Origin of the sequence: Staphylococcus sp. HMSC036D05 (genome assembly GCF_001836225.1) — a bacterium.
Taxonomy (GTDB): Bacteria; Bacillota; Bacilli; order Staphylococcales; family Staphylococcaceae; genus Staphylococcus; species Staphylococcus caprae.
Map to the genome: position 1 here is coordinate 90,096 of NZ_KV827773.1, position 24,471 is coordinate 114,566.

Genomic DNA, 24,471 nt, shown 5'->3' on the forward strand with positions numbered 1-24,471 from the left:
TCAAGCCATGCCCGCGGCAAGGGAGCCTAAGCAATACGAAGTATTGAATATAAATGTAGCAGTGAGATGAATCCTTATTGAAATCATCTTACTGCTTTTATTTTTAGATAATTATGTATCAGACTATCCTTTTTTTATATCTAACATGAAATTTCAAATAAATGAAACGACGATAATGATGAAAAGTGATAATGATTAAACGTTGTTAAAGCGAAGAATAATAATATTCTTGATATATATATACTTATTACATCTTTAAATGATAAAATATAGATAATGACTAAATTCGTTCATCAAGAGTAAGGAGATCCTTCCATGTTATTGTTTATCATAGAAATCATCATAATGATTCTAGCGATACTATTAGGACTTAGAACAGCCGGTGCGCTTGGTTGTGGTATCTTTGCCATTGTCGCACAGCTGATTATGATATTTGTATTTCAATTACCTCCAGGTTCAGCCCCTGTTACAGCAGTTTTAATTATTCTTTCTATCGGCATCGCAGGTGGGACACTTCAAGCTACTGGCGGTATCGACTACTTAGTTTATATTGCATCACGTGTGATTGAACGTTTTCCCAAATCTATTATTTTTATAGCGCCAATGATTGTGTTCCTATTCGTGTTTGGGATCGGAACAGCGAATATCGCTTTATCTTTAGAACCGATTATTGCGAAGACTGCTCAGAAAGCACACATTCAACCTAAACGTGCGTTAACTGCTTCAGTATTGACTGCCAATTTGGCATTACTTTGTAGTCCGGCTGCTTCAGCAACTGCTTATATTATTTCAGTTTTAGCGGGTTATCATATCTCAATGGGGAAATATTTGAGTATTGTATTACCAACAGCGCTCATTAGTATGCTATTACTGAGTGTGTTCTGTACGTTTGTCGGGCGTAAAGAGAAAGTTCGTGATAATTCAGAGCGTTTAGTTCAAATTCCAGAAGTTGAACTTGAGAATGAATTTTCAGGGAAAGTAAAAATAGGGGTGCTAGCCTTTCTACTTTGTGTTATGGGAATTTTAACGTTTGGTATATTTCCACATCTGATGCCAGAATTTAATGTAAATGGAAAGACAGTGAAAGTTGAAATGACTGAGATTGTACAATTCTTTATGTACTTAAGCGCAGCAATCAACTTACTATTAATTAAAATTAATACGTCTGAGATTCTCTCATCACATATTACGCAGTCAGCGATGGGAGCGTTGTTTGCAGTATTAGGGCCAGGTTGGCTAGGGGCTACAATCTTTAATGCACCTCAAAACTTAAAGATATTAAAAAATGACATTGGTCAAACTGTCAGTCAGGTTCCTTGGTTAGTCATAATCTTAGTATCTGTGGTTGCAATGATTGTCATTTCACAAACTGCCACAGCTTCAATAATGGTGCCAATTGTAATGAGTATAGGTATACCACCTATTTACTTTGTCGCAATGGTCCAAACATTAAATGTTAACTTTGTTATACCCGCACAACCTACATTACTTTTTGCTGTTGAACTGGACGAAACGGGACGAACGAGACCAACAAGCTTCATCGTACCAGGATTTTTCGTTATTACTGTATCTATCATTACAGGATTCCTAATTAAAACATTATTGGGATATTAAAAATTGAGATGAAATTCAAACTACTTTTCCAATCAAAAGGGAAAGTAGTTTTTATTTGAAAAAAATTGAAAAACATGGATGAAGAAATACATTTTTGAAAATAAATAATTATTCAATATAAATGCATAAAAATCCAAAGAGAACATTCTGTAAAGTTCGTTCATTTTGTTAAATTTTAATTTAACACTGTTGTCATAGTCATTTTGTATGAACATCAAAATGTTTAAAACTATATAAATATTCAATCAAGTCATCAAAAATATTTGTATGGAATTTGCATTATTATTAAAACTTCGTTATTGTCTTTTTTGTGAATCAATAAAAATTGAGCGTAATTGAACAACACGATTCATAAAATAATATTAGGGGGATCACAATTGAAAAAGGAAAAAGTTATGGACTGGCCGACCTTTATAGGTGTAGTTGTCGTATTACTTTTTGCTGTTATACCTATGATGGCCTTTCCAAAAGCAAGTGAAACAATCATCACAGATATCAATAGTGCCATTTCAAATTCAATTGGTTCTGTGTATTTATTTATGGGGCTTGCAATATTCTGCTTCGTTCTATACATAGCATTTGGTAAGTACGGTAATGTCACGTTAGGGAAGGCAAGTGACAAACCAGAATTTAATAATTTCACATGGGCTGCAATGCTATTTTGTGCTGGTATCGGTTCAGATATTTTATATTGGGGTGTCATAGAGTGGGCATTCTATTATCAAGTGCCACCAAACGGCGCGAAATCAATGTCTGACGAAGCACTACAATATGCTACGCAATACGGTATGTTCCATTGGGGCCCTATCGCATGGGCAATTTATGTTCTTCCTGCATTACCTATTGGCTATCTTGTATTCGTTAAGAAACAACCAATCTATAAGATTAGCCAAGCTTGTCGACCTATCTTAAAAGGTCAAACAGATAAATTTGTTGGTAAATTAGTGGATATTTTATTCATCTTCGGTTTACTTGGTGGTGCCGCTACCTCATTAGCACTAGGTGTTCCTATGATTTCAGCAGGTGTCGAAAAGTTAACTGGTTTAGATGGAACAAACATGGTTTTACGTTCAATCATTCTTTTAACAATTACAGTTATTTTCGCAATTAGTTCTTATACTGGATTGAAAAAAGGTATTCAAAAATTAAGTGACGTCAACGTGTGGCTTTCATTTGTACTTTTAGCCTTTGTATTTATCGTAGGGCCAACAGTGTTTATTATGGAAACAACTGTGACAGGCTTTGGTAATATGCTAAGAGATTTCTTCCATATGGCGACATGGATGGAACCATTTGGAGGCATTCACGGACGTAAAGAGACACACTTCCCACAAGATTGGACAATTTTCTATTGGTCTTGGTGGTTAGTATATGCGCCATTTATTGGTTTATTCATCGCACGTATATCTAAAGGTCGTACCCTGAAAGAAGTCGTTCTTGGTACAATCTGTTATGGTACGTTAGGATGTGTATTATTCTTCGGTATCTTTGGTAACTATGCAGTTTACCTACAAATTACTGAACAGTTTAATGTTATTAATTACTTAAACAGTCATGGTACTGAAGCGACGATTATCGAAGTAATGCATCAACTACCATTCCCAACAATTACAATTATTTTATTCTTAATTTCAGCATTCTTATTCTTAGCAACTACCTTTGATTCTGGTTCATACATCTTAGCAGCTGCATCTCAGAAAAAAGTTATCGGTGAACCTTTAAGAGCAAATCGTCTATTTTGGGCATTCGCATTATGTTTATTACCATTCTCACTCATGTTAGTGGGTGGCGAAAGAGCACTTCAAGTACTGAAAACTGCTTCAATTTTAGCAAGTGTTCCATTAATCGTTATCTTCGCCTTTATGATGATATCCTTCTTAATCATATTGGGTCGAGATAGGATTAAACTTGAAAAGCGTGCAGATAAACTGAAAGAGGTTGAACGTCGTTCGCTTAGAATTGTTCAAGTGAAAGAAAAACCAGAAGACGATAATCTATAACTATAAAGAAAAGCCAAGAGAAAAGTGACGTTTTGAAGTCACAATCTCTTGGCTTTTTAATGTTTTGTAACTTAATTTTCTTCATTTTTATGTTCAGGAATTGGGAAGTATTTAAATATTTCGCCAGTTTCTAATGCCTCGCAAAGTTGCGCTAACCATTCATAGTAAACTTTTGAATGATCTAATTGTGCTTTAACATTTAACGCATCTTCTTTGTCTGCTTCATCTAAATGATCTTTATTTAAAAGTGGATTGATAATCTTTTCGGCATCTTTAATTGCCTCCATATTCGTATCAATCTCTCGTTCCCATTTTCGAGTGAAGAAATTACGGAAAAAATTAAAGAAATCTTTCTCAGCAATAAAATGTTGCTTACGACTTCCACGTGTGAATTGCTGTTTAACAATATCAAATTCTTGAAGCTTCTTAACACCTGAACTCATACTTGGTTTACTCATTTGAAGTTGTTGACGCATTTCATCTAGAGTCATACTACCTTCAAATACCATAATGCCGTATAAATTTCCGACACTACGGTTGATACCGTATAAATCCATCGTTTCACCAATTGAGTTAATCACTAAATCTTTGGCTTGTTCAACTTGGTGCGCGTCGCTATTTGAACGTGTCATCACTGCACCTCCAATTTCTAATATTGCATTTTACCACGTTAATTAAGCTGTATAACGTAATTTTTAAAATTTTAAATATGCCAAACTATTATAAAACCTTTTTTCAAAAATGAAAATCACTTTATTAATTTGTTTTGTCATAGTTGTTATTGTAACTTACTTTGACTTTATAACATGCGTTTTACAAATATTTTTTAAGAAATTGACACGTTTTCAATACCTATGCTAACATAAATTTGTAAAATTCGTTAAATAAAAATTTAACAAACTTAACGGAGGTTGTTTTGATGGAACTTGTAGATAAATTATCAAATCGCCAATATATTGATGGTGAGTGGGTTGACAGTTCAAATAAAAATACTAGAGATATCATAAATCCTTACAATCAAGAAGTCATCTTTACTGTAGCTGAAGGTACAAAAGAAGATGTTGAAAGAGCTATTCTAGCAGCAAGAAGATCATTTGAAGAGGGCGAATGGTCACTTGAAACAGCTGAAGTTAGAGGTAAAAAAGTAAGAGCTGTTGCAGATAAAATTAAAGAAAATCGTGAAGAGCTCGCAAAACTTGAAACGTTAGATACAGGTAAAACATTAGAAGAATCATATGCTGACATGGATGATATTCATAATGTGTTCATGTATTTCGCAGGATTAGCGGATAAAGATGGTGGCGAAATCATCAACACGCCAATTCCAAATTCTGAAAGCAAGGTTGTCAAAGAACCAATCGGTGTTGTAACACAAATTACACCATGGAATTATCCTTTATTACAAGCATCTTGGAAGATTGCGCCTGCGCTTGCGACAGGTTGCTCTCTAGTGATGAAACCTAGTGAAATTACGCCTTTAACTACGATTCGCGTATTTGAGCTAATGGAAGAAGTTGGTTTCCCTAAAGGTACAATTAACTTAGTATTAGGTGCTGGCTCAGAAGTTGGTGACGTGATGTCAGGTCATAAAGAAGTTGACTTAGTATCATTCACAGGCGGTATCGAAACTGGTAAACATATTATGAAACAAGCGGCAGATAACGTAACAGAAGTGGCATTAGAACTTGGCGGTAAGAATCCAAATATCATCTTTGATGATGCAGACTTCGAATTAGCAGTAGACCAAGCTTTAAATGGTGGCTATTTCCACGCAGGACAAGTGTGCTCCGCAGGTTCAAGAATTTTAGTACACAATAGTATTAAAGATCAATTTGAAAAGGCACTTATCGATCGTGTAGGTAAGATAAAAGTAGGTAACGGCTTTGATGAAGATACTGAAATGGGGCCAGTGATTTCAACTGCACATCGTGAGAAAATTGAAAATTACATGGAAATTGCAAAACAAGAAGGTGCCACAATTGCTATCGGTGGTAAGCGTCCAGAGCGTGAAGACTTACAAGATGGTTTATTCTTCGAACCTACTGTAATCACTGATTGTGATACTTCAATGCGTATTGTACAAGAAGAAGTCTTCGGTCCAGTTGTTACTGTGGAAGGCTTTGAAGACGAAGAAGAAGCAATCCGTTTAGCTAATGATTCTATTTATGGTTTAGCGGGTGCTGTATTTTCTAAAGATATTGGTAAGGCACAACGCGTTGCGAATAAATTAAAACTTGGCACAGTTTGGATTAATGATTTCCATCCTTATTTCGCTCAAGCACCATGGGGTGGTTATAAACAATCAGGTATCGGTAGAGAACTTGGTAAAGAAGGTCTTGAAGAGTACTTAATTACAAAGCATATCTTAACGAATACTAATCCAGAACCAGTTAATTGGTTTAGTAAATAAGTCATAAGTTCATAATTTATGATTAAAAATAAAAAACAATTGCGAGTGAGCGCTAAATTCGAACAAGAGCGCTCACTTCAATATGTGAAACCTTTTAAGAAAGAGATGTTGAAAAACAAAGAAAACAAATCAATTTTGGAGGTCGAATTCGATGAGAAGAAAACACGATTCATATGATTACATCATTATCGGTGGTGGTAGTGCAGGTTCAGTACTAGGTGCCCGTCTTTCTGAAGATAAAGATAAAAATGTTTTAGTATTAGAAGCGGGACGCAGTGACTATTTCTGGGATTTATTTATTCAAATGCCAGCAGCACTTATGTTCCCTTCAGGTAACCCATTCTATGATTGGAGATATCAAACTGAAGAAGAACCACATATGGGACGTAAAGTCGATCATGCTAGAGGGAAAGTACTTGGCGGTTCAAGTTCAATCAACGGAATGATTTATCAAAGAGGTAACCCAATGGATTACGAAGGTTGGGCAGAACCTAAAGGCATGGAAACATGGGACTTTGCGCACTGCTTACCTTATTTTAAAAAGTTAGAAACTACATACGGTGCGTCCCCATATGATAAAGTTCGCGGACATAATGGACCAGTTAAATTAAAACGTGGACCAGCAACAAATCCTTTATTTAAATCATTCTTTAATGCAGGTGTTGAAGCAGGCTATCACAAAACGCCAGATGTGAATGGCTTTAGACAAGAAGGATTCGGACCATTTGATAGTCAAGTCCACCATGGTCGTCGTATGTCAGCATCTAGAGCTTATTTACGTCCAGCTATGAGACGTAGAAATTTAGATGTTGAGACACGCGCTTTTGTTACTAAGTTAAACTTTGATGAGAATAATAGTAAAAAAGTAACGGGCGTAACATTTAAGAAAAATGGTAAAGAACAAACAGTCAAAGCAAACGAAGTCATTTTATCTGGAGGTGCATTTAATACACCTCAATTACTACAATTGTCTGGTATCGGTGACTCAGAATTCCTAAAATCTAAAGGAATTGAACCACGTATGCATTTACCAGGTGTAGGTGAAAACTTTGAAGACCACTTGGAAGTTTACATTCAACATAAATGTAAAGAACCTGTATCATTACAACCAAGCCTTGATGTTAAACGTATGCCTTTCATCGGATTACAATGGATTTTCGCACGTAAAGGTGCGGCAGCGTCTAACCACTTTGAAGGTGGTGCATTCGTAAGATCAAATGATGAGGTAGATTATCCTAACTTAATGTTCCACTTCTTACCAATTGCGGTACGTTATGATGGTCAGAAAGCTCCTGTCGCACATGGTTACCAAGTACACGTGGGACCAATGTATTCAAATTCAAGAGGTAGCTTGAAGATTAAATCTAAAGATCCATTTGAAAAACCAAGCATCGTGTTTAACTACTTATCAACGAAAGAAGACGAGCGCGAATGGGTAGAAGCAATCCGAGTTGCTAGAAATATTCTTAAACAAAAAGCAATGGATCCATACAATGGAGGAGAAATTTCACCAGGACCTGAAGTACAAACTGATGAAGAAATTTTAGATTGGGTTCGTAAAGATGGTGAAACGGCATTACACCCATCTTGTAGTGCGAAAATGGGACCTTCTTCCGACCCAATGGCAGTTGTAGACCCATTAACAATGAAAGTGCATGGCATGGAAAACTTACGTGTCGTAGATGCTTCAGCAATGCCACGTACAACAAATGGTAATATTCACGCACCAGTATTAATGTTAGCTGAAAAAGCAGCCGACATTATTCGAGGCAGACAACCACTTGAACCACAATATGTAGATTATTATAAACATGGTGTTCATGACGAAAAAGCTGGCGCTATGGAAGACGATCCATTTTATCAACATTAATTCATAAATAAGACTGCGCGCACACTTCAATTATCATTAATTGAGGTGTGCTTTTTTATGAGGAAAAGATACCAACGATAATTGTGTTTAACATTTTTTAAATATATAGTAAAAAGACACTGCACAACATTCTTTCGCAATTAAGTTTTATAATTGTATTGAGGAGAGGATTTCAATGAATCAAGAATTAATTAAACGTTTACGTGAAAAAGAAAGTAAAATGATAGAGATGAGACGTTATCTTCACGAACATCCAGAACTTTCATTTCATGAAACAGAGACACCTCAATACATTGTAAACTTCTACAAAGATAAAGATTGTGATGTTGAAACAAATGTAGGGCCTAATGGTGTCAAAGTGACGGTTGATAGCGGTAAGCCTGGGAAGACGCTTGCGATACGTGCAGACTTTGATGCACTACCAATTGAAGAACAAACCGGACTTTCATTTGCCTCTAAAAATAAAGGTGTGATGCATGCTTGTGGGCATGATGCACATACAGCGTATATGCTCATTCTTGGAGAAACATTAATAGAAATGAAGGATCAATTCAAAGGTAAAATTGTGATTATTCATCAGCCAGCTGAAGAAATGCCACCAGGTGGTGCCCAAGGCATGATTAAAGATGGCGTGCTTGATGGTGTGGATCATGTGTTAGGTGCACACGTAATGAGTACGATGGAAGCAGGGAAAGTCTTTTATCGAGAAGGATTTGTTCAAACCGGACGTGCTTATTTTAAATTAGTGGTACAAGGTAAGGGTGGACACGGGTCGTCACCTCATATGGCAAATGATGCAATTGTTGCTGGAGCGAACTTTGTAACAACTGCTCAAACCGTAGTTTCTAGACGACTTAGTCCATTTGAAACAGGCGTCGTGACAATCGGTTCCTTTGATGGTAAAGGCCAATTCAATGTCATTAAAGACCAAATTGAAATAGAAGGAGACGTACGTGCACTCACGGATGCTACGAGGGACACCATTCAAGACGAATTAACACAACTTGTTAATGGTTTGGAAGAAACCTTTGGCGTGACGTGTGAGTTTGAATTTAAAAAGGATTATCCAGCCTTATACAATGATCCGGATTTTACATCATATGTTGCAGAAACGATTAAAAATGCGAAAATAGAAGATATTAAAGGTGTAGAAATCTGTGAACCGCAACCACCATCAGAAGATTTTGCGTTTTATGCTGCTGAACTGCCTAGTACATTTATTTATTCGGGAGCAGCGCCAGAAGATGGAGAAATCTACCCTCATCATCATCCAAAATTTAATATTAGTGAATCATCAATGCTTGTAGCTGCAGAAGCTGTGGGTACTGTTGTTTTAGATTATTTAAGTTAAAAGGAGAATGAAACATCAATGAATCAGCAACAAGAATATAATGGGACACGACAACTTTTAGCGGGTATCGTTCTTGCAGTCATCACATTTTGGCTGTTTGCTAACTCGCTAATTAATGTCATTCCAACTTTACAAACTTCATTCGGAAGTTATTTAAGTACAATCAGTATCGCGGTTAGTCTAACCGCCTTATTTAGTGGCATGTTTGTAGTAGGAGCAGGTAGTTTAGCCGATAATTTTGGTCGTGTACGCCTTACTATGATAGGGCTTTGGCTTAATATTATCGGCTCTTTATTAATTATCGTTACTGACTTTACGCCACTATTATTAGTAGGTCGGGCCATCCAAGGATTATCTGCTGCAGCAATCATGCCAGCGACATTATCATTAATTAAAGCGTATTATCATGGAAACCATCGTAGAAGAGCATTAAGTTATTGGTCAATTGGCTCTTGGGGAGGCTCTGGTTTTGCCTCACTATTTGGAGGTATCATTGCTACATTCTTAGGTTGGAAATGGATATTTATTTTTTCGATAGTGGTGTCCGTTATTTCCTTAATATTAATTAAAGGAACACCAGAATCTAAGAATCACAATACTTCGACAAGAAAGTTTGATATTGTTGGGCTCATTTTACTTGTTATTATGATGCTCAGTCTCAATGTTATCATTACTCAATCTGCTCAATTAGGTCTCTTTTCAGTAGCGATTGTGTCGTTAGCCATTGCATTTGTACTCTCAGCCATTTTGTTTTTCATTTTTGAAAGTAGGAAAATCAATCCACTCATCGATTTTTCATTATTTAAGAATCGATTCTACACCAGTGCGACGCTTGCAAATTTTTTAATCAATACAGTAGCTGGTACGCTCCTTGTTACCAACACATTTGTACAACAAGGTATAGGCTTAAGTTCTTTTGAAACAGGTTTATTATCAGTGACTTATTTGATAGCAGTCCTCGCAATGATAAGAGTTGGGGAGAAAATCTTACAAGAATTTGGACCAAGAAAACCTATGCTTATTGGCACAATGTCGACTACGATTGGAATCTTTTTAATGTCGATTACATTCTTTCCTGTTCCACTGTATATCGTTTCATGTATATTCGGTTACTTGTTGTTTGGATTAGGTTTAGGATTATTTGCGACGCCATCTACTGATACAGCTATTTCAAATTCACCCGAAGAAAAGGTAGGCGTAGCCTCAGGTATCTATAAAATGGCTTCCTCTATAGGTGGTGCCTTTGGTGTAGCAATATCAGGTGCAATTTATAGCATATTTTCCACATTATTCGACCCTAAACTTGGTGCGATGATAGGACTATGGTTTAATACAATGATGGCGTTTACTGCATATTTTATTGTTTGGTTAACACTTCCTCACCAAAAGACAAAATCATTATAGAAAGTACCATTGTTTCTTTTAAAAATGGCAACCTTTTTATGGTATTTTCTTTTTTATAAATGCAAATAAAATTTAAATGATATAGTTTGGTATGATGTTTTATTTGTAAATTCGTGATAGTATGAATTTATATTACGAAAAAGAGGTGATCGTGTGAGTTTCTATGAATTTATACAAAACTTTGTTGGTGATCAAACACCTTTAGGTGAATTAGCTGAGTGGGTTAATCAAGACGCACATTTTCCTGTAGAAGAGACAGTAGCTGACAATATTATTCACTATTTTAATCAAATTAAAAATTTTGATCACGAACTCATAGAAGTTGTTAAACGGTCACTATCACTATACGAACAAAGCAAAATTTAATACTTACAAATTGAATTGAAATGAAGGAATCATACATGTTAATCAATGACGCTTATAAAACATATATTATAGAAGAAACTGATGATTGTTTTATGATTGAGAAGAATAATGATAAACAATATTATGAAGTCTTAGAAACTATTAATCAGCTATCTAATGATACATTTTGTGTGCTTAATCATCTTTTTGTGAATGAGGGACATGAAGAGATGTTTGAGGATAAGTTCTTACAAAGAGATAAACATTTGCAAGATGTACCAGGCTTTAAAGCATTAAGATTTCTTAGACCTAAAACATATGGTAGACATTATATCATCGTTACATTATGGGAAAGTCGTCAGGCATTTTATGATTGGCAAAATTCTAGAGAATACGTAGAGACACATAAAAAACGTGGTACAACAAAAGGTGTCGACCATCAGATTGTTAACCGAGACTTGTCATATAATGTAAGAGTAGAGTTGGAAAAATTAAATGAACACATAGACTTTGAAAACGTCTTTTAAATAAAGTCTTACCCTTTAGTGATTTAGAGGGTAGGACTTCTTATTTTTTATGAGTACACCAAGTTTTAACATAACGAAAATTCAGAAAATTATTATAATGCAAGGGGAATCCGTTTGATAGGATATCAAGTTTTGATAGTATGAGTATGAATGTGAATTGAAAGGAAGTAAAATTATGAATAAATCAGATTTACTCGCACCAGAGAAATACAATATTATTTCTGAAATAGAAAAATACGCTTCAAACACTTCTAAGAAAGCGATTATTTATAAAGATAATGAACATGACAATATCTCAGTCAGTTATGAAGAACTTATGCATAATGCGAATAAAGTGGGTAATGTCTTTTTAAATCATGGACTTAAAAAAGGCGATAAAGTACTTATCATCATGCCACGTGCCATTGCAACCTACGAATTATACATTGCAGCGTTAAAATTAGGCATCGCCATTATACCGAGTTCTGAAATGTTACGTACGAAAGATCTTCAATACAGAATTACACATGGTGAGGTTGATGCAGTTATTGCGATGCACTCACTCACTAAAGAATTCGAAGGTGTGAAAGAATACGAACAATTAACTAAATTTATTGTCGCAGGTCATCAGCAAGGCTGGATTTCTATTGATGATGAAAAGGCTGAGGCAAGTGATATGTTAGAGACTGCTGACACTTCACGTGATGATTTAGCGATTCTATCATATACTTCAGGAACTACAGGGAACCCTAAAGCTGTTACACATTCTCATGGATGGGGTTATGCACATTTACAAATGGCACCTAAACATTGGTTATGCATTGAAGAAGATGACCTTGTTTGGGCAACAGCTGCTCCGGGTTGGCAAAAATGGGTGTGGAGTCCATTCTTATCTATCCTAGGTACAGGGGCAACAGCGTTTGTCTATAATGGGCGTTTCCAGCCAGAAACATATCTTGAATTACTACAAGATTATCAAATCAATGTGCTTTGTTGTACGCCAACTGAGTATCGTATGATGGCCAAATTGAATAACTTGCAAGATTATAATTTGGAACACTTACACAGTGCAGTATCAGCAGGAGAACCTCTCAATCGTGAAGTTGTAGAACAATTTAAAAGAAACTTTAATTTAACAGTAAGAGATGGATATGGTCAGACTGAAAGTACGTTACTTATTGGTTTCTTAAAAGATACTGAACCTCGTCCTGGTTCAATGGGGAAAGGTATTCCAGGTAGCTTTGTCACTATTATTGATGATGATGGTAATGAAGTGCCTCCTCATACAAAGGGAAATATAGCGGTACCTTTAGACTTACCTGCACTATTTAAAGGTTATTATAAAGATGAAGAACGTACGAAAGCAGCTTCAGCCGGTGAGTATTATGTCACTGGAGACTTAGCTCATAAAGATGAAGATGACTATTTCTGGTTCGAAGGTCGACGTGATGACATTATTATTAGTTCTGGTTATACAATCGGACCTTTTGAAGTTGAAGATGCGTTAACGAATCATCCTGCAGTAAAAGAATGTGCGGTTGTCGCAAGTCCTCATGAAATTCGAGGTAACATCGTTAAAGCATTTGTTATTTTACAAAATGACTATAACGGTAGTGAAGAACTTATTAAAGAACTTCAAACATTCTGTAAAAATGAAGTTGCGCCATACAAATACCCAAGAGCGATTGAATTTGTTGACGACTTACCTAAGACAAATTCAGGAAAAATCAGACGTGTTGAATTACGCGACGCAGAAATTGCAAAGTATCAAAACAAAAATTAAAACAATATAAGTTAGGATGATATATCAATCCTAAAATAGAGCTCTAAGATGATTTCTATTTATGAAGTACACCTCAATAGTTGGACAAAAAAATCTAACTTTATGAGATGAAGTGCAGGAATAGAATTATCTTAGAGCATTTTTTATATCAATATGCACCTTATATCTATTGAGAATTCAAACGTTTCGTCGAATTTTTTAACCCGGGATTTTGTTGGTTCAATATGTGTTATTCACTAAATCGTAATAAATATGAAATCCTTTTCATGTAAATAGTTGTAATTCTTTTTCTAATATGACATACTCTAAAATGATTAGTATGACATATTAGATGAAGAGGTGGTCTATAATGACACAATATATTTATGCATTTGATGAAGGACGCATTTCTATGAAAGATTTATTAGGAGGTAAAGGAGCCAATTTATCAGAAATGAAACGTCTTGGCTTACCAGTTCCTGATGGCTTTACGATTACAACCGAGGCTTGTATTGATTATTTAAAGCAAAATGAACAATTACCTTCTGAAGTTAAAACACAATTGATTCATCACTTAACATCATTTTCAGAAAGAACAGGGAAATCCTTCTCATCAGATGATGATTTATTGTTAGTTTCAGTACGTAGTGGTGCGAAGATTTCTATGCCAGGTATGATGGATACCATTCTTAATTTAGGTTTGAACGATGACAATGTTAAGAAACTCGCAGAGAAAACAAATGATGCACGTTTTGCTTATGATTGTTATCGTCGTTTATTACAAATGTTCGGTGAAGTTGTATATGGTATTCCAATGCTTGCATTTGATACATATTTTGATGATTTTAAAAATCAACACAATTACGAGAACGATGCGGATATATCTGCTGAGGGGTTACAAACAATTTGTGAAAGATTTAAAGAAATTTATAGAGAAGAAGTGTATAAACCTTTTCCACAAGAACCGTTAAAACAATTAGAAGAAGCGATCGAAGCGGTATTCAAATCATGGGATAATGATCGTGCACGTGTATATCGAGATTTAAATGATATACCGCATGATATTGGTACTGCCGTAAACGTTCAAGAAATGGTATTTGGAAATAGTGGAGAGCAAAGTGGCACGGGGGTAGCATTTACGAGAGACCCTGTCACTGGGGAGAACAAATTATTTGGTGAATATTTATTAAATGCGCAAGGTGAAGATGTTGTAGCGGGAATCCGTACGCCTCAAGACATCGATACGTTGAAATCACAAATGCCAGATGTTCATCAAGAATTTGTAGAAGTGACAAAACAATTGGAAACACACTATAAAGATATGCAAGATATTGAATTTACGATTGAAAACGGTAAATTATATTTACTACAAACACGTAATGGTAAACGTACGGCAAGAGCTGCAATTCAAATTGCTGTTGATTTAGTTAACGAAGGTTTAATTTCACGTGAAGAAGCTGTAACGAAAGTAGATGTAAAATCTATCGATCAGTTATTGCATCCTAATTTTAAGGAAGAGGCCTTAGAGCAAGCGACTGTTATATCGAAGTTAGGATTACCAGCAAGTCCGGGAGCGGCAACAGGAAGTATCGTATTCTCTGCAGAGGAAGCGAAAGAACAAGCGGATGAAGGAAAGAAAGTTGTATTAATGCGTCCAGAAACATCTCCAGAAGATATTGAAGGTATGGTTGCAAGTGAAGCAATTGTTACTACACATGGCGGAATGACATCCCATGCAGCAGTTGTTGCGAGAGGAATGGGGAAATGTTGTGTCACTGGATGCTCAGATGTTGAAATTGATACAGTGAATAAAACTGTCTATTATCCTGATGGTGAATTGCATGAAGGAGACATTGTGTCCGTTGATGGTTCTACAGGTGACATCTATTTAGGCGAGATTGAAACTGTAAATGCTGAGCATAGTGATGCGTTTGAACAATTTATGGAGTGGTCAGAAGATACTGCACGTTTACAAGTTAGAATGAATGCAGAAACGCCTCAAGATATCCAAGCAGGATATAACTTTGGTGCGAAAGGAATCGGACTCGTAAGAACTGAGCATATGTTCTTTGGACCAGAACGTCTGGTGGAAATGCGTCGATTTATATTAGCATCAAATCATGATGAACGTGTCGAAGCACTTGAAAAGATTAAAACGTATCAAGTGAAGGACTTTGAAGAAATATTTAGATTATCTCAAGAACGACCAACAATTGTACGTTTACTTGATCCACCATTGCATGAATTTTTACCAAGTTCGGATGAAGATATTCAAAACGTAGCACAACAGCTAGATATATCTACAGATATATTACGTAAACGTATGGCTGAATTAAATGAAGTTAATCCAATGTTAGGACACCGTGGATGTCGTTTAGCAGTCACTTACCCTGAATTATATGAGATGCAAGTGGAAGCAATTATTGAAAGTGTATTGAAGCTTCAACAAGAGGACATTAAATGCCAGCCTGAAATTATGATTCCGCTTGTATCAACGGTTGAAGAGTTTACAACATTGAAAGAACGTTTAGCTGCAACGATTACTCAATTGGAAAATGACGCAAATACGAAGGTCAATTACCTTATTGGTACAATGATAGAAACACCAAGAGCTTGTCTTATTGCGCAACATCTTGCCAAACATTGTGATTTCTTTAGCTTTGGAACGAATGACTTAACACAGTTAACTTATGGTTTCTCTAGAGATGATGCAGGGAAGTTTATAAATGTGTATACTGAAAGTAATATTTTACAGCTTGACCCATTCCAAACATTAGATACAGACGGTGTAGGGCAATTGATTCAATTAGCAGTTGAACAAGCTAAACAGGTTAAACCAGAGATTAAGATTGGTGTATGTGGTGAACTTGGTGGTGACGCGAAATCAATTTACCAATTCAACAAATGGAATATCGACTACGTTTCATGTTCACCGTTCAGAGTACCTGGTGCCATATTAGCTACAGCTCAAAGTCAGGCGGAGGAAAGCGAGCGATAAGGTGAAAGAGAATAATGATCAAGTTTTAAAGTTATTTATAGTTTCTGATTCAATTGGAGAAACAGCGCAACGTATGATTCATGCAACATTAACCCAATTTCCAGATTTAACACAGGTAGAAATTAAGAAATTCCCCTATATCAAGGATGAACAGGAATTTCTCAATGTTCTTCAACTTGCTCAAGAACAACATTCAATTGTTGCAACAACATTAGTGAGTGAATCGTTTAATGCTTTAGGTCATCAATTTGCCAAAGAACACGATATTCCATATGTAGATTATATGTCAGAGTTAATTCGTATTATTGAAAATCATACACACGCCGAGCCGTTAATGGAGAGCGGAGCATTACGTAAACTCAATGATGAATATTTCAAACGAATTGAAGCGATCGAGTATTCAGTTAAATATGATGATGGCAAGCATTTTACAGATATCGGAGAAGCGGATGCACTCATCGTTGGTGTTTCAAGAACATCGAAGACACCTTTAAGTATGTACTTAGCGAATAAAGGATATAAGATTGCGAATATCCCACTCGTTCCTGAAGTCTCAATTCCTGATAATGTGTATCAACAGAAGGGTTTGAAAGTATTTGGGTTAACTGCAAGTCCAAATTATATTGCTAACATTCGTCGTAATCGGGCTGAAACGCTAGGTTTATCGGCTGAGTCTACCTATAATAGTTTGGAACGTATTAAGAAAGAATTGTCTTATGCAGAAGAAGTTTTTAAGAAATTAAATGCGACTGTGATCAATACTGAATATAAATCAATTGAAGAATCAGCGTTTTATATTGAAAAGTTCTTGATGCAGAAATAGAAAATATAAAGTTATCGCACATATTCGATGATGAGTTTCATTTGTCAGCGGATATGTGCTTTTAATTTGAATGAAAATGAGGGAATATGAAAGGTATGAAGTCACTCATTTGAAAGTGAAAATTTATTTTGTAATTCATATTTCTATTATAAAAAAGTTATTATTACAAAAATGAATTGTCTTAGCTATAATAATTTACATTTCCTTAGCATTATTTTAACATATAAGTGTAATAACTAGTAAAGGGTAGAGAAAACTCTTTCATTCATGGAGTTGTAAGCAGGGAATACTTGATTGAAAAGAACAACTCTAATGAACTGGTAAGCATTTTTATACAATTTTTTGGAGAGGTGAACAACATGGCAAAGTCTGAGAAAAAAGACGTTGTGTTAATTGGTGCCGGCGTACTTAGTACAACATTCGGTTCAATGTTAAAAAGCATCGAGCCTGAATGGGACATCCACTTATACGAACGTCTAGACCGTCCAGGTATTGAAAGTTCAAACGAACGTAATAATGCTGGTACTGGACACGCTGCGTTATGCGAATTGAACTATACAGTTCAACAACCAGATGGTTCAATTGATATCGAAAAAGCAAAAGAAATTAACGAACAATTTGAGATTTCTAAACAATTCTGGGGTCACTTAGTTAAAAGTGGTCAAATTGAAAATCCTAGAGAATTCATTAATCCATTACCTCATATTAGTTTTGTACGCGGTAAAAATAATGTGAAGTTCTTAAAAGATCGTTATGAAGCCATGAAGAATTTCCCTATGTTCGACAACATCGAATATACTGAGGATATTGAAGAAATGAAAAAATGGATTCCACTAATGATGAAAGGTCGCGAAAATAACAGTGGTGTTATGGCGGCTAGTAAAATCGATGAAGGTACAGATGTGAACTACGGGGCATTAACTCGTAAAATGGCTAAGAACCTTCATGACTCACCAAATGTGGAAGTGCAATACAATCATGAAGTTGTAGATTTTGAACGCTTATCTAATGGTAAATGGTTAGTTAAAATTAAAAACCGTAACACTGGCGATGTATTCGAACATCAAACAGATTATGTGTTCATCGGTGCTGGTGGTGGCGCAATCCCACTATTACAAAAAACAGGTATTCCTGAAAGTAAACACTTAGGTGGTTTCCCAATTAGTGGACAGTTCATTGCTTGTACTAACCCTCAAGTTATTGAACAACATGACGCCAAAGTATATGGTAAAGAGCCACCTGGTACACCACCAATGACTGTACCTCACTTAGATACACGTTACATTGATGGTGAAAGAACATTATTATTCGGACCATTTGCGAATATTGGACCTAAATTCCTTAAATTTGGTTCTAATTTAGATTTATTCAGATCTGTTAAACCATACAATATTACAACATTATTAGCTGCAGCTATTAAAAACGTGCCATTGATTAAATACTCAATTGACCAAGTCATTATGACTAAAGAAGGTTGTATGAATCATTTACGTACGTTCTACCCTGAAGCACGTGACGAAGATTGGCAATTATACACAGCTGGTAAACGTGTACAAGTGATTAAAGATACTGAAGAAAACGGTAAAGGTTTCATCCAATTTGGTACTGAAGTTGTAAATTCAGAAGACCACTCAGTGATTGCTTTATTAGGTGAATCACCAGGAGCATCTACTTCTGTTTCTGTAGCTTTAGAAGTTTTAGAACGTAATTTCCCTGAATATACTTCAGATTGGGAACCAAAAATTAAAGAAATGATTCCTTCTTATGGTGAATCATTAATTCACGATGAACAATTAATGAGAAAAATACGTAAACAAACTTCAAAAGATCTTGAATTAGGTTACTACGATAAAGCTAAATAATTAAATTTAACTCGTGAGAAACGTGTGAGATGATAAAACATCTTGCACGTTTTTTTGTTTGTCTTATGATTCTAAAAAATATTTAAAACATAAGTAACCAACTACTTTGTTTAATTCAAAAATATTTATTAAAATATATAGAATACCATATAAAATACTCAGTTATTACTGTAGAATAGAAATATAAACATTTATTTTATCAATATGTTTATATTAAATACATATCATTACGTATAAGAACTAAAAAGGAGATAAAAATGAGAAAATTTTTAGGGATTTTATTAATTATGATTATTATTGGGGTGGTAGGTTGTTCACATGATTCTGATTCTAACAAATCCTCTTCTAAGAAATCAGAGAATAAAACGGATGTTGCGACGAAGTATTCAGAAGAAGATAGTAAAAAAGATCAATATAAGAAGCTAGAAAAAGAGGTTAAAGGATTAAAGCAAGTTCCTATTTTAGATAAATTAGATCCTTTGATGACTGAAAAGACTTTTACTAATAAGACGGGGATGCAAGGTTGGAAAGATTATAAGAAATTATCGGATAAGGTCACATTAGCTGATTTAAAATACACAGAGGAATCTGAAGGTTCATCACTTGAAGAAGTAGATAAATTTTTTAAAGATAAAAAGGGTGTCAAACGAAAAGTAATGAAAGACCCTGATAAAGATGTTAAACATATTGATTATTTATATATTGATCGACATGGTAAGAAAATTGGGAATACGGATGAACCAGAAAATTATTCTCAAATCATGGCTACGTTCAAAAAAGATAAATTGATTGCTCTATCAAATCAACCTGGATTGTTTCATATGAGCCCCAAAGACCAAATTGCTAAAAAAGATTTAATTAAAGTTAAAGAATTAAAAGATATCACAAAGTTAAAGAATCCTAAGGCGATTTCGTACAGTATCGTTCAAGTGAAATATAAAGGTAAGCCTTATACTGATTTTTCAGTGTTAGGTAATGGTTCTGACTCAGATAAAGATGTTGCAGATGCTGTTTTAGCTTATTACTTATTCTCACCAGTAGAGTTAGATGGTAAAAACCATAAAGTACTAAATGTAAGTTCAGCTCCATTTATGAGTGCACAAGCTGACTTTTCAACATATCAACTTGAAGTATTTAAAAAAGTAGCAGAAGAAGAAGAAAAATATATGAGCGATAATTAGAGTATGCTGATAAATTAAAAATAATTTAGCTGTCAGGAGCTTTATCAGTTTTAAGATTTAATCTTTGCTTATATATTTAGAGATAATTTAAACAAATAGCCACTCTTTCTAACGTCTATAAAGACGTAGAGAGAGTGGCATATTTAGTTAGCAGTTTTGTTATTAATATGAATTTCATCCACTACTTAATTCAATGATATCTAAATCGGTCGCATGTTTATTTTCGTTCATCATATCTGCCTCCATCAATGGAGATTTCTTCGCCTTCAGGTTCTAATCGTCCATTTTCATCTAGTTGAGAAGAAGATACACTATCTTTATAAAATTTCATATTTTTATTGCCTGGATATAATTTCATTACTTCATTGGTAGGTTTTTGTAAGTTCCAAACATAATCTACAACTTTTTCTTTATTTTTACTATTTTTATAATATGCAATAAAATCAGACTCTGCTTGTTTTTTTATTTCAGGATGTTTCGCTAGTAAGCTATCAAATTGTTGATTAAATTCTTGACCGTTCAACTTCATTATTGGTTTAAATTCTTTCTTAAACTTGTCCAATCCTTCAATACCAGGGGCGTTGAAGTTTAGGTATTGCTTTGTGACACCATTAAATTCTTGCTTTTTTTGAAGTTTTTCATTCATGGCATAATAACCATTTTTTTCAACTTCATGCTTAAACTTGTGGCGTGCTTGTTCAATGTCATTTTCATAACGTTTATACATCATTGCGGCAACCGCGGCAGAGGTTTCATTGTCATGACCAGGTGTGAAGGTGGTGATAGTTAATCCATTATCAGACTCGACGAATATTAATCTTAATTGAAAAGGAACATCGTAATCTACAGTTCCAACTACTACTAGACCATCAGTTTTACTTTTTTCACTGAATCCTGAAGAATTAGTATAGGCTTTAACCAAATTAATCTTACAGTCCAATCCGAACGTATCTTTCACATATTTTTTATATTGTTTCTCGGCTTCATCTTTATATTTTTCTTTAAATTCCTCGTTGCGTTTTTTATGCTCACCAATGTACTTACCGTCATAGCTTTTAACACTTACTGTTTTAGGAATATCTTTTGTTTGGTCTTTATCCATGAATGAACAACCTTCTAAAATCATTGATGTACACAATACTATGGTAATAAGTTTTTTCATAACTTAATATCTCCTCTACCATGAGTCGCTTTATATATAATTAGTAATATATTATAAAAGATAAAATGTTTGAATATAATATTATTATAACTTAATCTTGAGTATGTTGAGTGATTTTTTTAAGATTAGAAAAGTTATATTGTGTTAAGTATAAATTTAACCATATTTAAGTGAAGTTTAATTATTTTTAATAACTGGTGACTGGCGATACAATGAGGACAAAGTTTATTCGAAGGAGTTTGTAATGATGGTGGATATGAATATCTTTGATCAACAATTTTGGAAAGACGCTTGGGATAATGATCCTAATACTCAAGATAAAAGGATGAAACGTGCAGGTTTAGGAAATCCTGATGCACCAGGATTTGAAAAATGGGCTGAGAACTTCAATAAAAATTCGTTTACAGAAGAAAGTCAGAAACGCACTAAGCGTATTATGTCATGGATTGAGAACCAAACGGGCGCATTTAAAAACTTAAGTATATTAGATGTAGGTGCTGCTTCAGGTGTATTTAGTATTCCTTTCGCAAAAGAGGGGGCTAAAGTTACGAGTCTCGAACCATCAACTGTATTACATGAGATGTTAAAAGATAATGCACAGCATTATGATGCTTCAATTAAGACGATAAATCAGTCGTTTGAATCAATATCAGCTTCAGATTTAAATAATGTAGACTTTGTCTTTGCATCTATGTGTCCAGCAGTAACAACTTGGGAAGCGGTTCAAAAAGCCATTGATATCGCAAATCAGTTTGTTTATGTGAGTTTAATAGCAGGACCTAAAGAAAACTCAATTGTAGATGAGGTGACTGCATTTTTAGAAATGAAACCCTCACCCATGACAGCCGATATGTATTATTTAATGCAACTACTGTATTGTAATAAATATACCTATGACACATTAATTGAACATCACACTCAGCATACTGATAAAAGTGTTGAAGAAGTCATGCAACAATTACCATCATGGTTAAAAGAAGTAGAAATTGAAATAGATCATCAACAAATGGAAAGTATTGAACAATACTTACAAGATAAATATGGAGATAACGTCCCATTAACGACAGGTGGTAAATTTGGGAAGGTATTAATACATCTTTAAAATTTAAAAATATATAGAGTGAATCGAAATACTGTTCTGACAACATTTATGTGAACAGTATTTCTTTTTTTATAATTTAGTACGATATATCGTTGACATATTTCGATATATCGCTTAATATAATGATATATCGAAATGATAATTAAAGAAAGGTGATATTTATGTTCAGAAGAAGACCAGAAATGATGAGACAACACATGGAAAAATTTGAAGGATTTGATTTTGGAAGAGGTGCTGCTGGCTTTGGTGGTCCAAGAGGTGGCGGTCGAGACCGCTTTTTCAAAAAAGGAAATTTACAATTTGTCATTCTTAAAATGTTGAAAGAAGAATCTAGACATGGTTATCAAATTATTAAAGATTTAGAAGAACGTTTCAAAGGATTTTATGCACCGAGTCCTGGTTCAGTTTATCCCATTTTACAAATGTTAGAGGATAGAGAATTTGTTTCTATTTCTAAAGACGGGAAAAAGAAAGTGTATTCAATAACTGAAGAAGGCGAAAAATTCTTGGCAGAAAATATTGATAATGATGCATTTACCCAAAGAATGGAACAATTCCAAAATATTGATTTTGAACAATTGAAAGCTTCTCGTGAACAATTACATGAAGTATTTCAAGGTTTTATGAAAGCAAGTCAACGTGCTTTACAAGATGAAGAAATGAAAAAAGAGTTTGATCAATTTGTAGAAGAAACAAAAGAACGTTTGAAAAAATTTTCCGAATAAAAATAGATAATGGAGGATTTTGGAATGAATATAAAAGATGTTAAAAAGGTAGGTATTATTGGTGGAGGACCTGGAGGATTGATGTTAGGTCTTCTATTACAACAACAAGGGTTTGAGGTTTCTATATTTGAAAAAGCTGGGTTAGATATTAATAGAGACCGTGGTGGATCATTAGATATACACGAAGAAAGTGGACAGTTACCATTGAAAGAAGCGGGTATGATTCATCGATTTAGAGAACTTGCACGTTTTGAAGGCGAAGATACACGCGTATTAGATAAAGATGGGAAAGTGTATTATGAAGAAACTGCTGACCCAGAAGTTGAAGGTGGTCGTCCAGAGATTGATCGTGGTGAACTTTGCGATATCATTAGTGAACAATTAAAAGAGGGCACTGTCGTATATGGCAAAACGTTCGAATCGCTTACTCGATTAGATGATGGACAAGTTAAAGTTTCATTTGTTGAAGGAGACACAGCTACGTTTGATTTCGTGGCAGGTGCTGATGGGGCATTTTCAAAAGTGAGACCTTATTTAGCAAATGTGGACGTTGAGTATAATGGTATTTCAATGGTGGAACTGAATGTAGAGGATGTGTATAACCAATATCCTGATTTGGCTGAGTTTAATAAACACGGTAAAATGATGGCATTTGGTGACCACAAAGCGATACTCGGCCAAGTGAATGGCGATGGCAGAATTAAAGTATATATGTCATATCAAATGGATTATGACGAATTTGATAAATTTAAAGGGATGAACAAGTCAGAAATTAAAGAACAGTTATTGAGCGATTTCGAAGATTGGCATCCAGAATTAAAAAAATATATTGAATATGCAGGCGATGATATATTATTACGTCGCATATATAAATTACCTATTGGTTTTAAATGGGAAAATCAACCTAATGTTACTTTAATTGGAGATGCAGCACATCTTATGAGTCCATTTGCGGGCGAAGGCGTGAATATGGCATTTTACGATGCGTATTTATTAGCTGAAGCGCTTAAAGAAAATGACGAGTTACAGATGGCTTTAAAAGAATACGAAGACAATATGTATGAAGCATCAGAACAAAGTGCGCGTGAGTCTCAAGCTAACTTGGAAGAAATGTTTGGTGACAATGCTGCACAAAAATTTGGAGATTTCTTTAATCAAATAGTTGAGTTATTTGAAGAACATCAATCACATAAATAAATAGATATTTAAAAAATGCCGGCTGGTTGTCTTGAACCAGTCGGCATTTCATGTACTTCCGAACGAGGAAATAATTTAACTTCGCCGGAAAGATAGACGGGCTACGAAAAGCAGGTTTTTCGGCAGAAATACTCAAAGTTCGACAAAACTTGAGAAACA

General features: G+C 34.8%; 18 protein-coding genes. 16 read left to right on the top strand and 2 right to left on the bottom strand.

Features of this window, described 5'->3' with window-relative positions:
* Positions 1 to 315 precede the first annotated feature (315 nt).
* Together HMPREF2580_RS01005 and HMPREF2580_RS01010 are read left to right on the top strand one after the other, a co-directional pair.
* Positions 316 to 1,614, top strand: a complete 1,299-nt coding sequence (locus tag HMPREF2580_RS01005) for an anaerobic C4-dicarboxylate transporter family protein (RefSeq protein ID WP_070830087.1) — start codon at positions 316 to 318, stop codon at positions 1,612 to 1,614.
* Between the two features lie 377 nt (positions 1,615 to 1,991).
* Positions 1,992 to 3,614, top strand: coding sequence for a BCCT family transporter (locus tag HMPREF2580_RS01010; protein ID WP_049402003.1), 1,623 nt, complete (start codon positions 1,992 to 1,994; stop codon positions 3,612 to 3,614).
* A 71-nt stretch (positions 3,615 to 3,685) separates the two neighbouring features.
* Here HMPREF2580_RS01010 and HMPREF2580_RS01015 read toward each other — a convergent pair whose 3' ends face one another.
* Positions 3,686 to 4,246 carry a choline uptake/conversion transcriptional regulator CudC gene (locus tag HMPREF2580_RS01015; protein WP_002444485.1) on the bottom strand — a complete coding sequence of 187 codons (561 nt, stop codon included), beginning with the start codon at positions 4,244 to 4,246 and terminating at the stop codon, positions 3,686 to 3,688.
* A gap of 287 nt (positions 4,247 to 4,533) precedes the next feature.
* On the opposite strand from HMPREF2580_RS01015, the gene betB reads away from it, so the two are divergent.
* The 11 genes from betB to HMPREF2580_RS01070 all read left to right on the top strand — a co-directional run bounded on the left by betB (position 4,534) and on the right by HMPREF2580_RS01070 (position 20,126).
* Positions 4,534 to 6,024: a betaine-aldehyde dehydrogenase gene (gene betB, locus HMPREF2580_RS01020; RefSeq protein WP_070830088.1), complete on the top strand. Its 1,491-nt coding sequence runs from the start codon at positions 4,534 to 4,536 to the stop codon at positions 6,022 to 6,024.
* Between the two features lie 151 nt (positions 6,025 to 6,175).
* Positions 6,176 to 7,894, top strand: a complete 1,719-nt coding sequence (betA, locus tag HMPREF2580_RS01025; RefSeq protein WP_002444481.1) for a choline dehydrogenase — start codon at positions 6,176 to 6,178, stop codon at positions 7,892 to 7,894.
* Positions 7,895 to 8,069: 175 nt separating this feature from the next.
* Positions 8,070 to 9,245, top strand: coding sequence for an amidohydrolase (locus HMPREF2580_RS01030; RefSeq protein WP_070830089.1), 1,176 nt, complete (start codon positions 8,070 to 8,072; stop codon positions 9,243 to 9,245).
* A gap of 18 nt (positions 9,246 to 9,263) precedes the next feature.
* Positions 9,264 to 10,649 carry an MFS transporter gene (locus HMPREF2580_RS01035; RefSeq protein WP_070830090.1) on the top strand — a complete coding sequence of 462 codons (1,386 nt, stop codon included), beginning with the start codon at positions 9,264 to 9,266 and terminating at the stop codon, positions 10,647 to 10,649.
* Between the two features lie 153 nt (positions 10,650 to 10,802).
* Entirely contained in the window at positions 10,803 to 11,015 is a 213-nt protein-coding gene (locus HMPREF2580_RS01040; RefSeq protein ID WP_002444476.1) for a sterile alpha motif-like domain-containing protein, read from the top strand.
* A 35-nt stretch (positions 11,016 to 11,050) separates the two neighbouring features.
* Complete coding sequence (locus HMPREF2580_RS01045; RefSeq protein ID WP_070830091.1) at positions 11,051 to 11,521, top strand: antibiotic biosynthesis monooxygenase family protein; 471 nt, start codon at positions 11,051 to 11,053, stop codon at positions 11,519 to 11,521.
* Between the two features lie 175 nt (positions 11,522 to 11,696).
* Entirely contained in the window at positions 11,697 to 13,283 is a 1,587-nt protein-coding gene (gene mbcS / locus HMPREF2580_RS01050; protein WP_070830092.1) for an acyl-CoA synthetase MbcS, read from the top strand.
* A gap of 349 nt (positions 13,284 to 13,632) precedes the next feature.
* Complete coding sequence (gene ppdK / locus HMPREF2580_RS01055) at positions 13,633 to 16,260, top strand: pyruvate, phosphate dikinase (protein ID WP_070830093.1); 2,628 nt, start codon at positions 13,633 to 13,635, stop codon at positions 16,258 to 16,260.
* 1 nt (position 16,261) lies between these two features.
* Entirely contained in the window at positions 16,262 to 17,083 is an 822-nt protein-coding gene (locus HMPREF2580_RS01060; RefSeq protein WP_070830094.1) for a pyruvate, water dikinase regulatory protein, read from the top strand.
* Positions 17,084 to 17,442: 359 nt separating this feature from the next.
* Positions 17,443 to 18,945: an L-lactate dehydrogenase (quinone) gene (lqo, locus tag HMPREF2580_RS01065; protein WP_037541702.1), complete on the top strand. Its 1,503-nt coding sequence runs from the start codon at positions 17,443 to 17,445 to the stop codon at positions 18,943 to 18,945.
* Positions 18,946 to 19,202: 257 nt separating this feature from the next.
* On the top strand, positions 19,203 to 20,126 hold the full coding sequence (locus tag HMPREF2580_RS01070) for a hypothetical protein (RefSeq protein WP_070830095.1): 924 nt from the start codon (positions 19,203 to 19,205) through the stop codon (positions 20,124 to 20,126).
* A 217-nt stretch (positions 20,127 to 20,343) separates the two neighbouring features.
* On the opposite strand, the gene HMPREF2580_RS01075 is transcribed toward HMPREF2580_RS01070, so the two are convergent.
* Positions 20,344 to 21,288, bottom strand: coding sequence for a hypothetical protein (locus HMPREF2580_RS01075; protein WP_070830096.1), 945 nt, complete (start codon positions 21,286 to 21,288; stop codon positions 20,344 to 20,346).
* A gap of 244 nt (positions 21,289 to 21,532) precedes the next feature.
* Between HMPREF2580_RS01075 and HMPREF2580_RS01080 the strand changes: the two genes are divergently transcribed.
* The 3 genes from HMPREF2580_RS01080 to HMPREF2580_RS01090 all read left to right on the top strand — a co-directional run bounded on the left by HMPREF2580_RS01080 (position 21,533) and on the right by HMPREF2580_RS01090 (position 24,312).
* Entirely contained in the window at positions 21,533 to 22,390 is an 858-nt protein-coding gene (locus tag HMPREF2580_RS01080) for a class I SAM-dependent methyltransferase (protein ID WP_256326272.1), read from the top strand.
* Between the two features lie 161 nt (positions 22,391 to 22,551).
* On the top strand, positions 22,552 to 23,115 hold the full coding sequence (locus HMPREF2580_RS01085; protein ID WP_070830098.1) for a PadR family transcriptional regulator: 564 nt from the start codon (positions 22,552 to 22,554) through the stop codon (positions 23,113 to 23,115).
* Between the two features lie 24 nt (positions 23,116 to 23,139).
* A complete protein-coding gene (locus HMPREF2580_RS01090) occupies positions 23,140 to 24,312 on the top strand; it encodes an FAD-dependent oxidoreductase (protein WP_070830099.1) in 1,173 nt (390 codons plus the stop codon).
* The last annotated feature ends 159 nt before the right edge of the window (positions 24,313 to 24,471 follow it).

What these genes read in the sequence shown, in the direction of transcription:
- HMPREF2580_RS01030 (WP_070830089.1), top strand. Translation starts at nt 8,070, where the DNA reads ATGAATCAAGAATTAATTAAACGTTTACGTGAAAAAGAAAGTAAAATG.
- HMPREF2580_RS01075 (WP_070830096.1), bottom strand. Translation starts at nt 21,288, where the DNA reads ATGAAAAAACTTATTACCATAGTATTGTGTACATCAATGATTTTAGAA.
- HMPREF2580_RS01080 (WP_256326272.1), top strand. Translation starts at nt 21,533, where the DNA reads ATGATGGTGGATATGAATATCTTTGATCAACAATTTTGGAAAGACGCT.
- HMPREF2580_RS01085 (WP_070830098.1), top strand. Translation starts at nt 22,552, where the DNA reads ATGTTCAGAAGAAGACCAGAAATGATGAGACAACACATGGAAAAATTT.
- HMPREF2580_RS01045 (WP_070830091.1), top strand. Translation starts at nt 11,051, where the DNA reads ATGTTAATCAATGACGCTTATAAAACATATATTATAGAAGAAACTGAT.
- betB (WP_070830088.1), top strand. Translation starts at nt 4,534, where the DNA reads ATGGAACTTGTAGATAAATTATCAAATCGCCAATATATTGATGGTGAG.
- mbcS (WP_070830092.1), top strand. Translation starts at nt 11,697, where the DNA reads ATGAATAAATCAGATTTACTCGCACCAGAGAAATACAATATTATTTCT.
- HMPREF2580_RS01070 (WP_070830095.1), top strand. Translation starts at nt 19,203, where the DNA reads ATGAGAAAATTTTTAGGGATTTTATTAATTATGATTATTATTGGGGTG.
- betA (WP_002444481.1), top strand. Translation starts at nt 6,176, where the DNA reads ATGAGAAGAAAACACGATTCATATGATTACATCATTATCGGTGGTGGT.
- HMPREF2580_RS01090 (WP_070830099.1), top strand. Translation starts at nt 23,140, where the DNA reads ATGAATATAAAAGATGTTAAAAAGGTAGGTATTATTGGTGGAGGACCT.
- HMPREF2580_RS01035 (WP_070830090.1), top strand. Translation starts at nt 9,264, where the DNA reads ATGAATCAGCAACAAGAATATAATGGGACACGACAACTTTTAGCGGGT.
- HMPREF2580_RS01015 (WP_002444485.1), bottom strand. Translation starts at nt 4,246, where the DNA reads ATGACACGTTCAAATAGCGACGCGCACCAAGTTGAACAAGCCAAAGAT.
- lqo (WP_037541702.1), top strand. Translation starts at nt 17,443, where the DNA reads ATGGCAAAGTCTGAGAAAAAAGACGTTGTGTTAATTGGTGCCGGCGTA.
- HMPREF2580_RS01005 (WP_070830087.1), top strand. Translation starts at nt 316, where the DNA reads ATGTTATTGTTTATCATAGAAATCATCATAATGATTCTAGCGATACTA.
- ppdK (WP_070830093.1), top strand. Translation starts at nt 13,633, where the DNA reads ATGACACAATATATTTATGCATTTGATGAAGGACGCATTTCTATGAAA.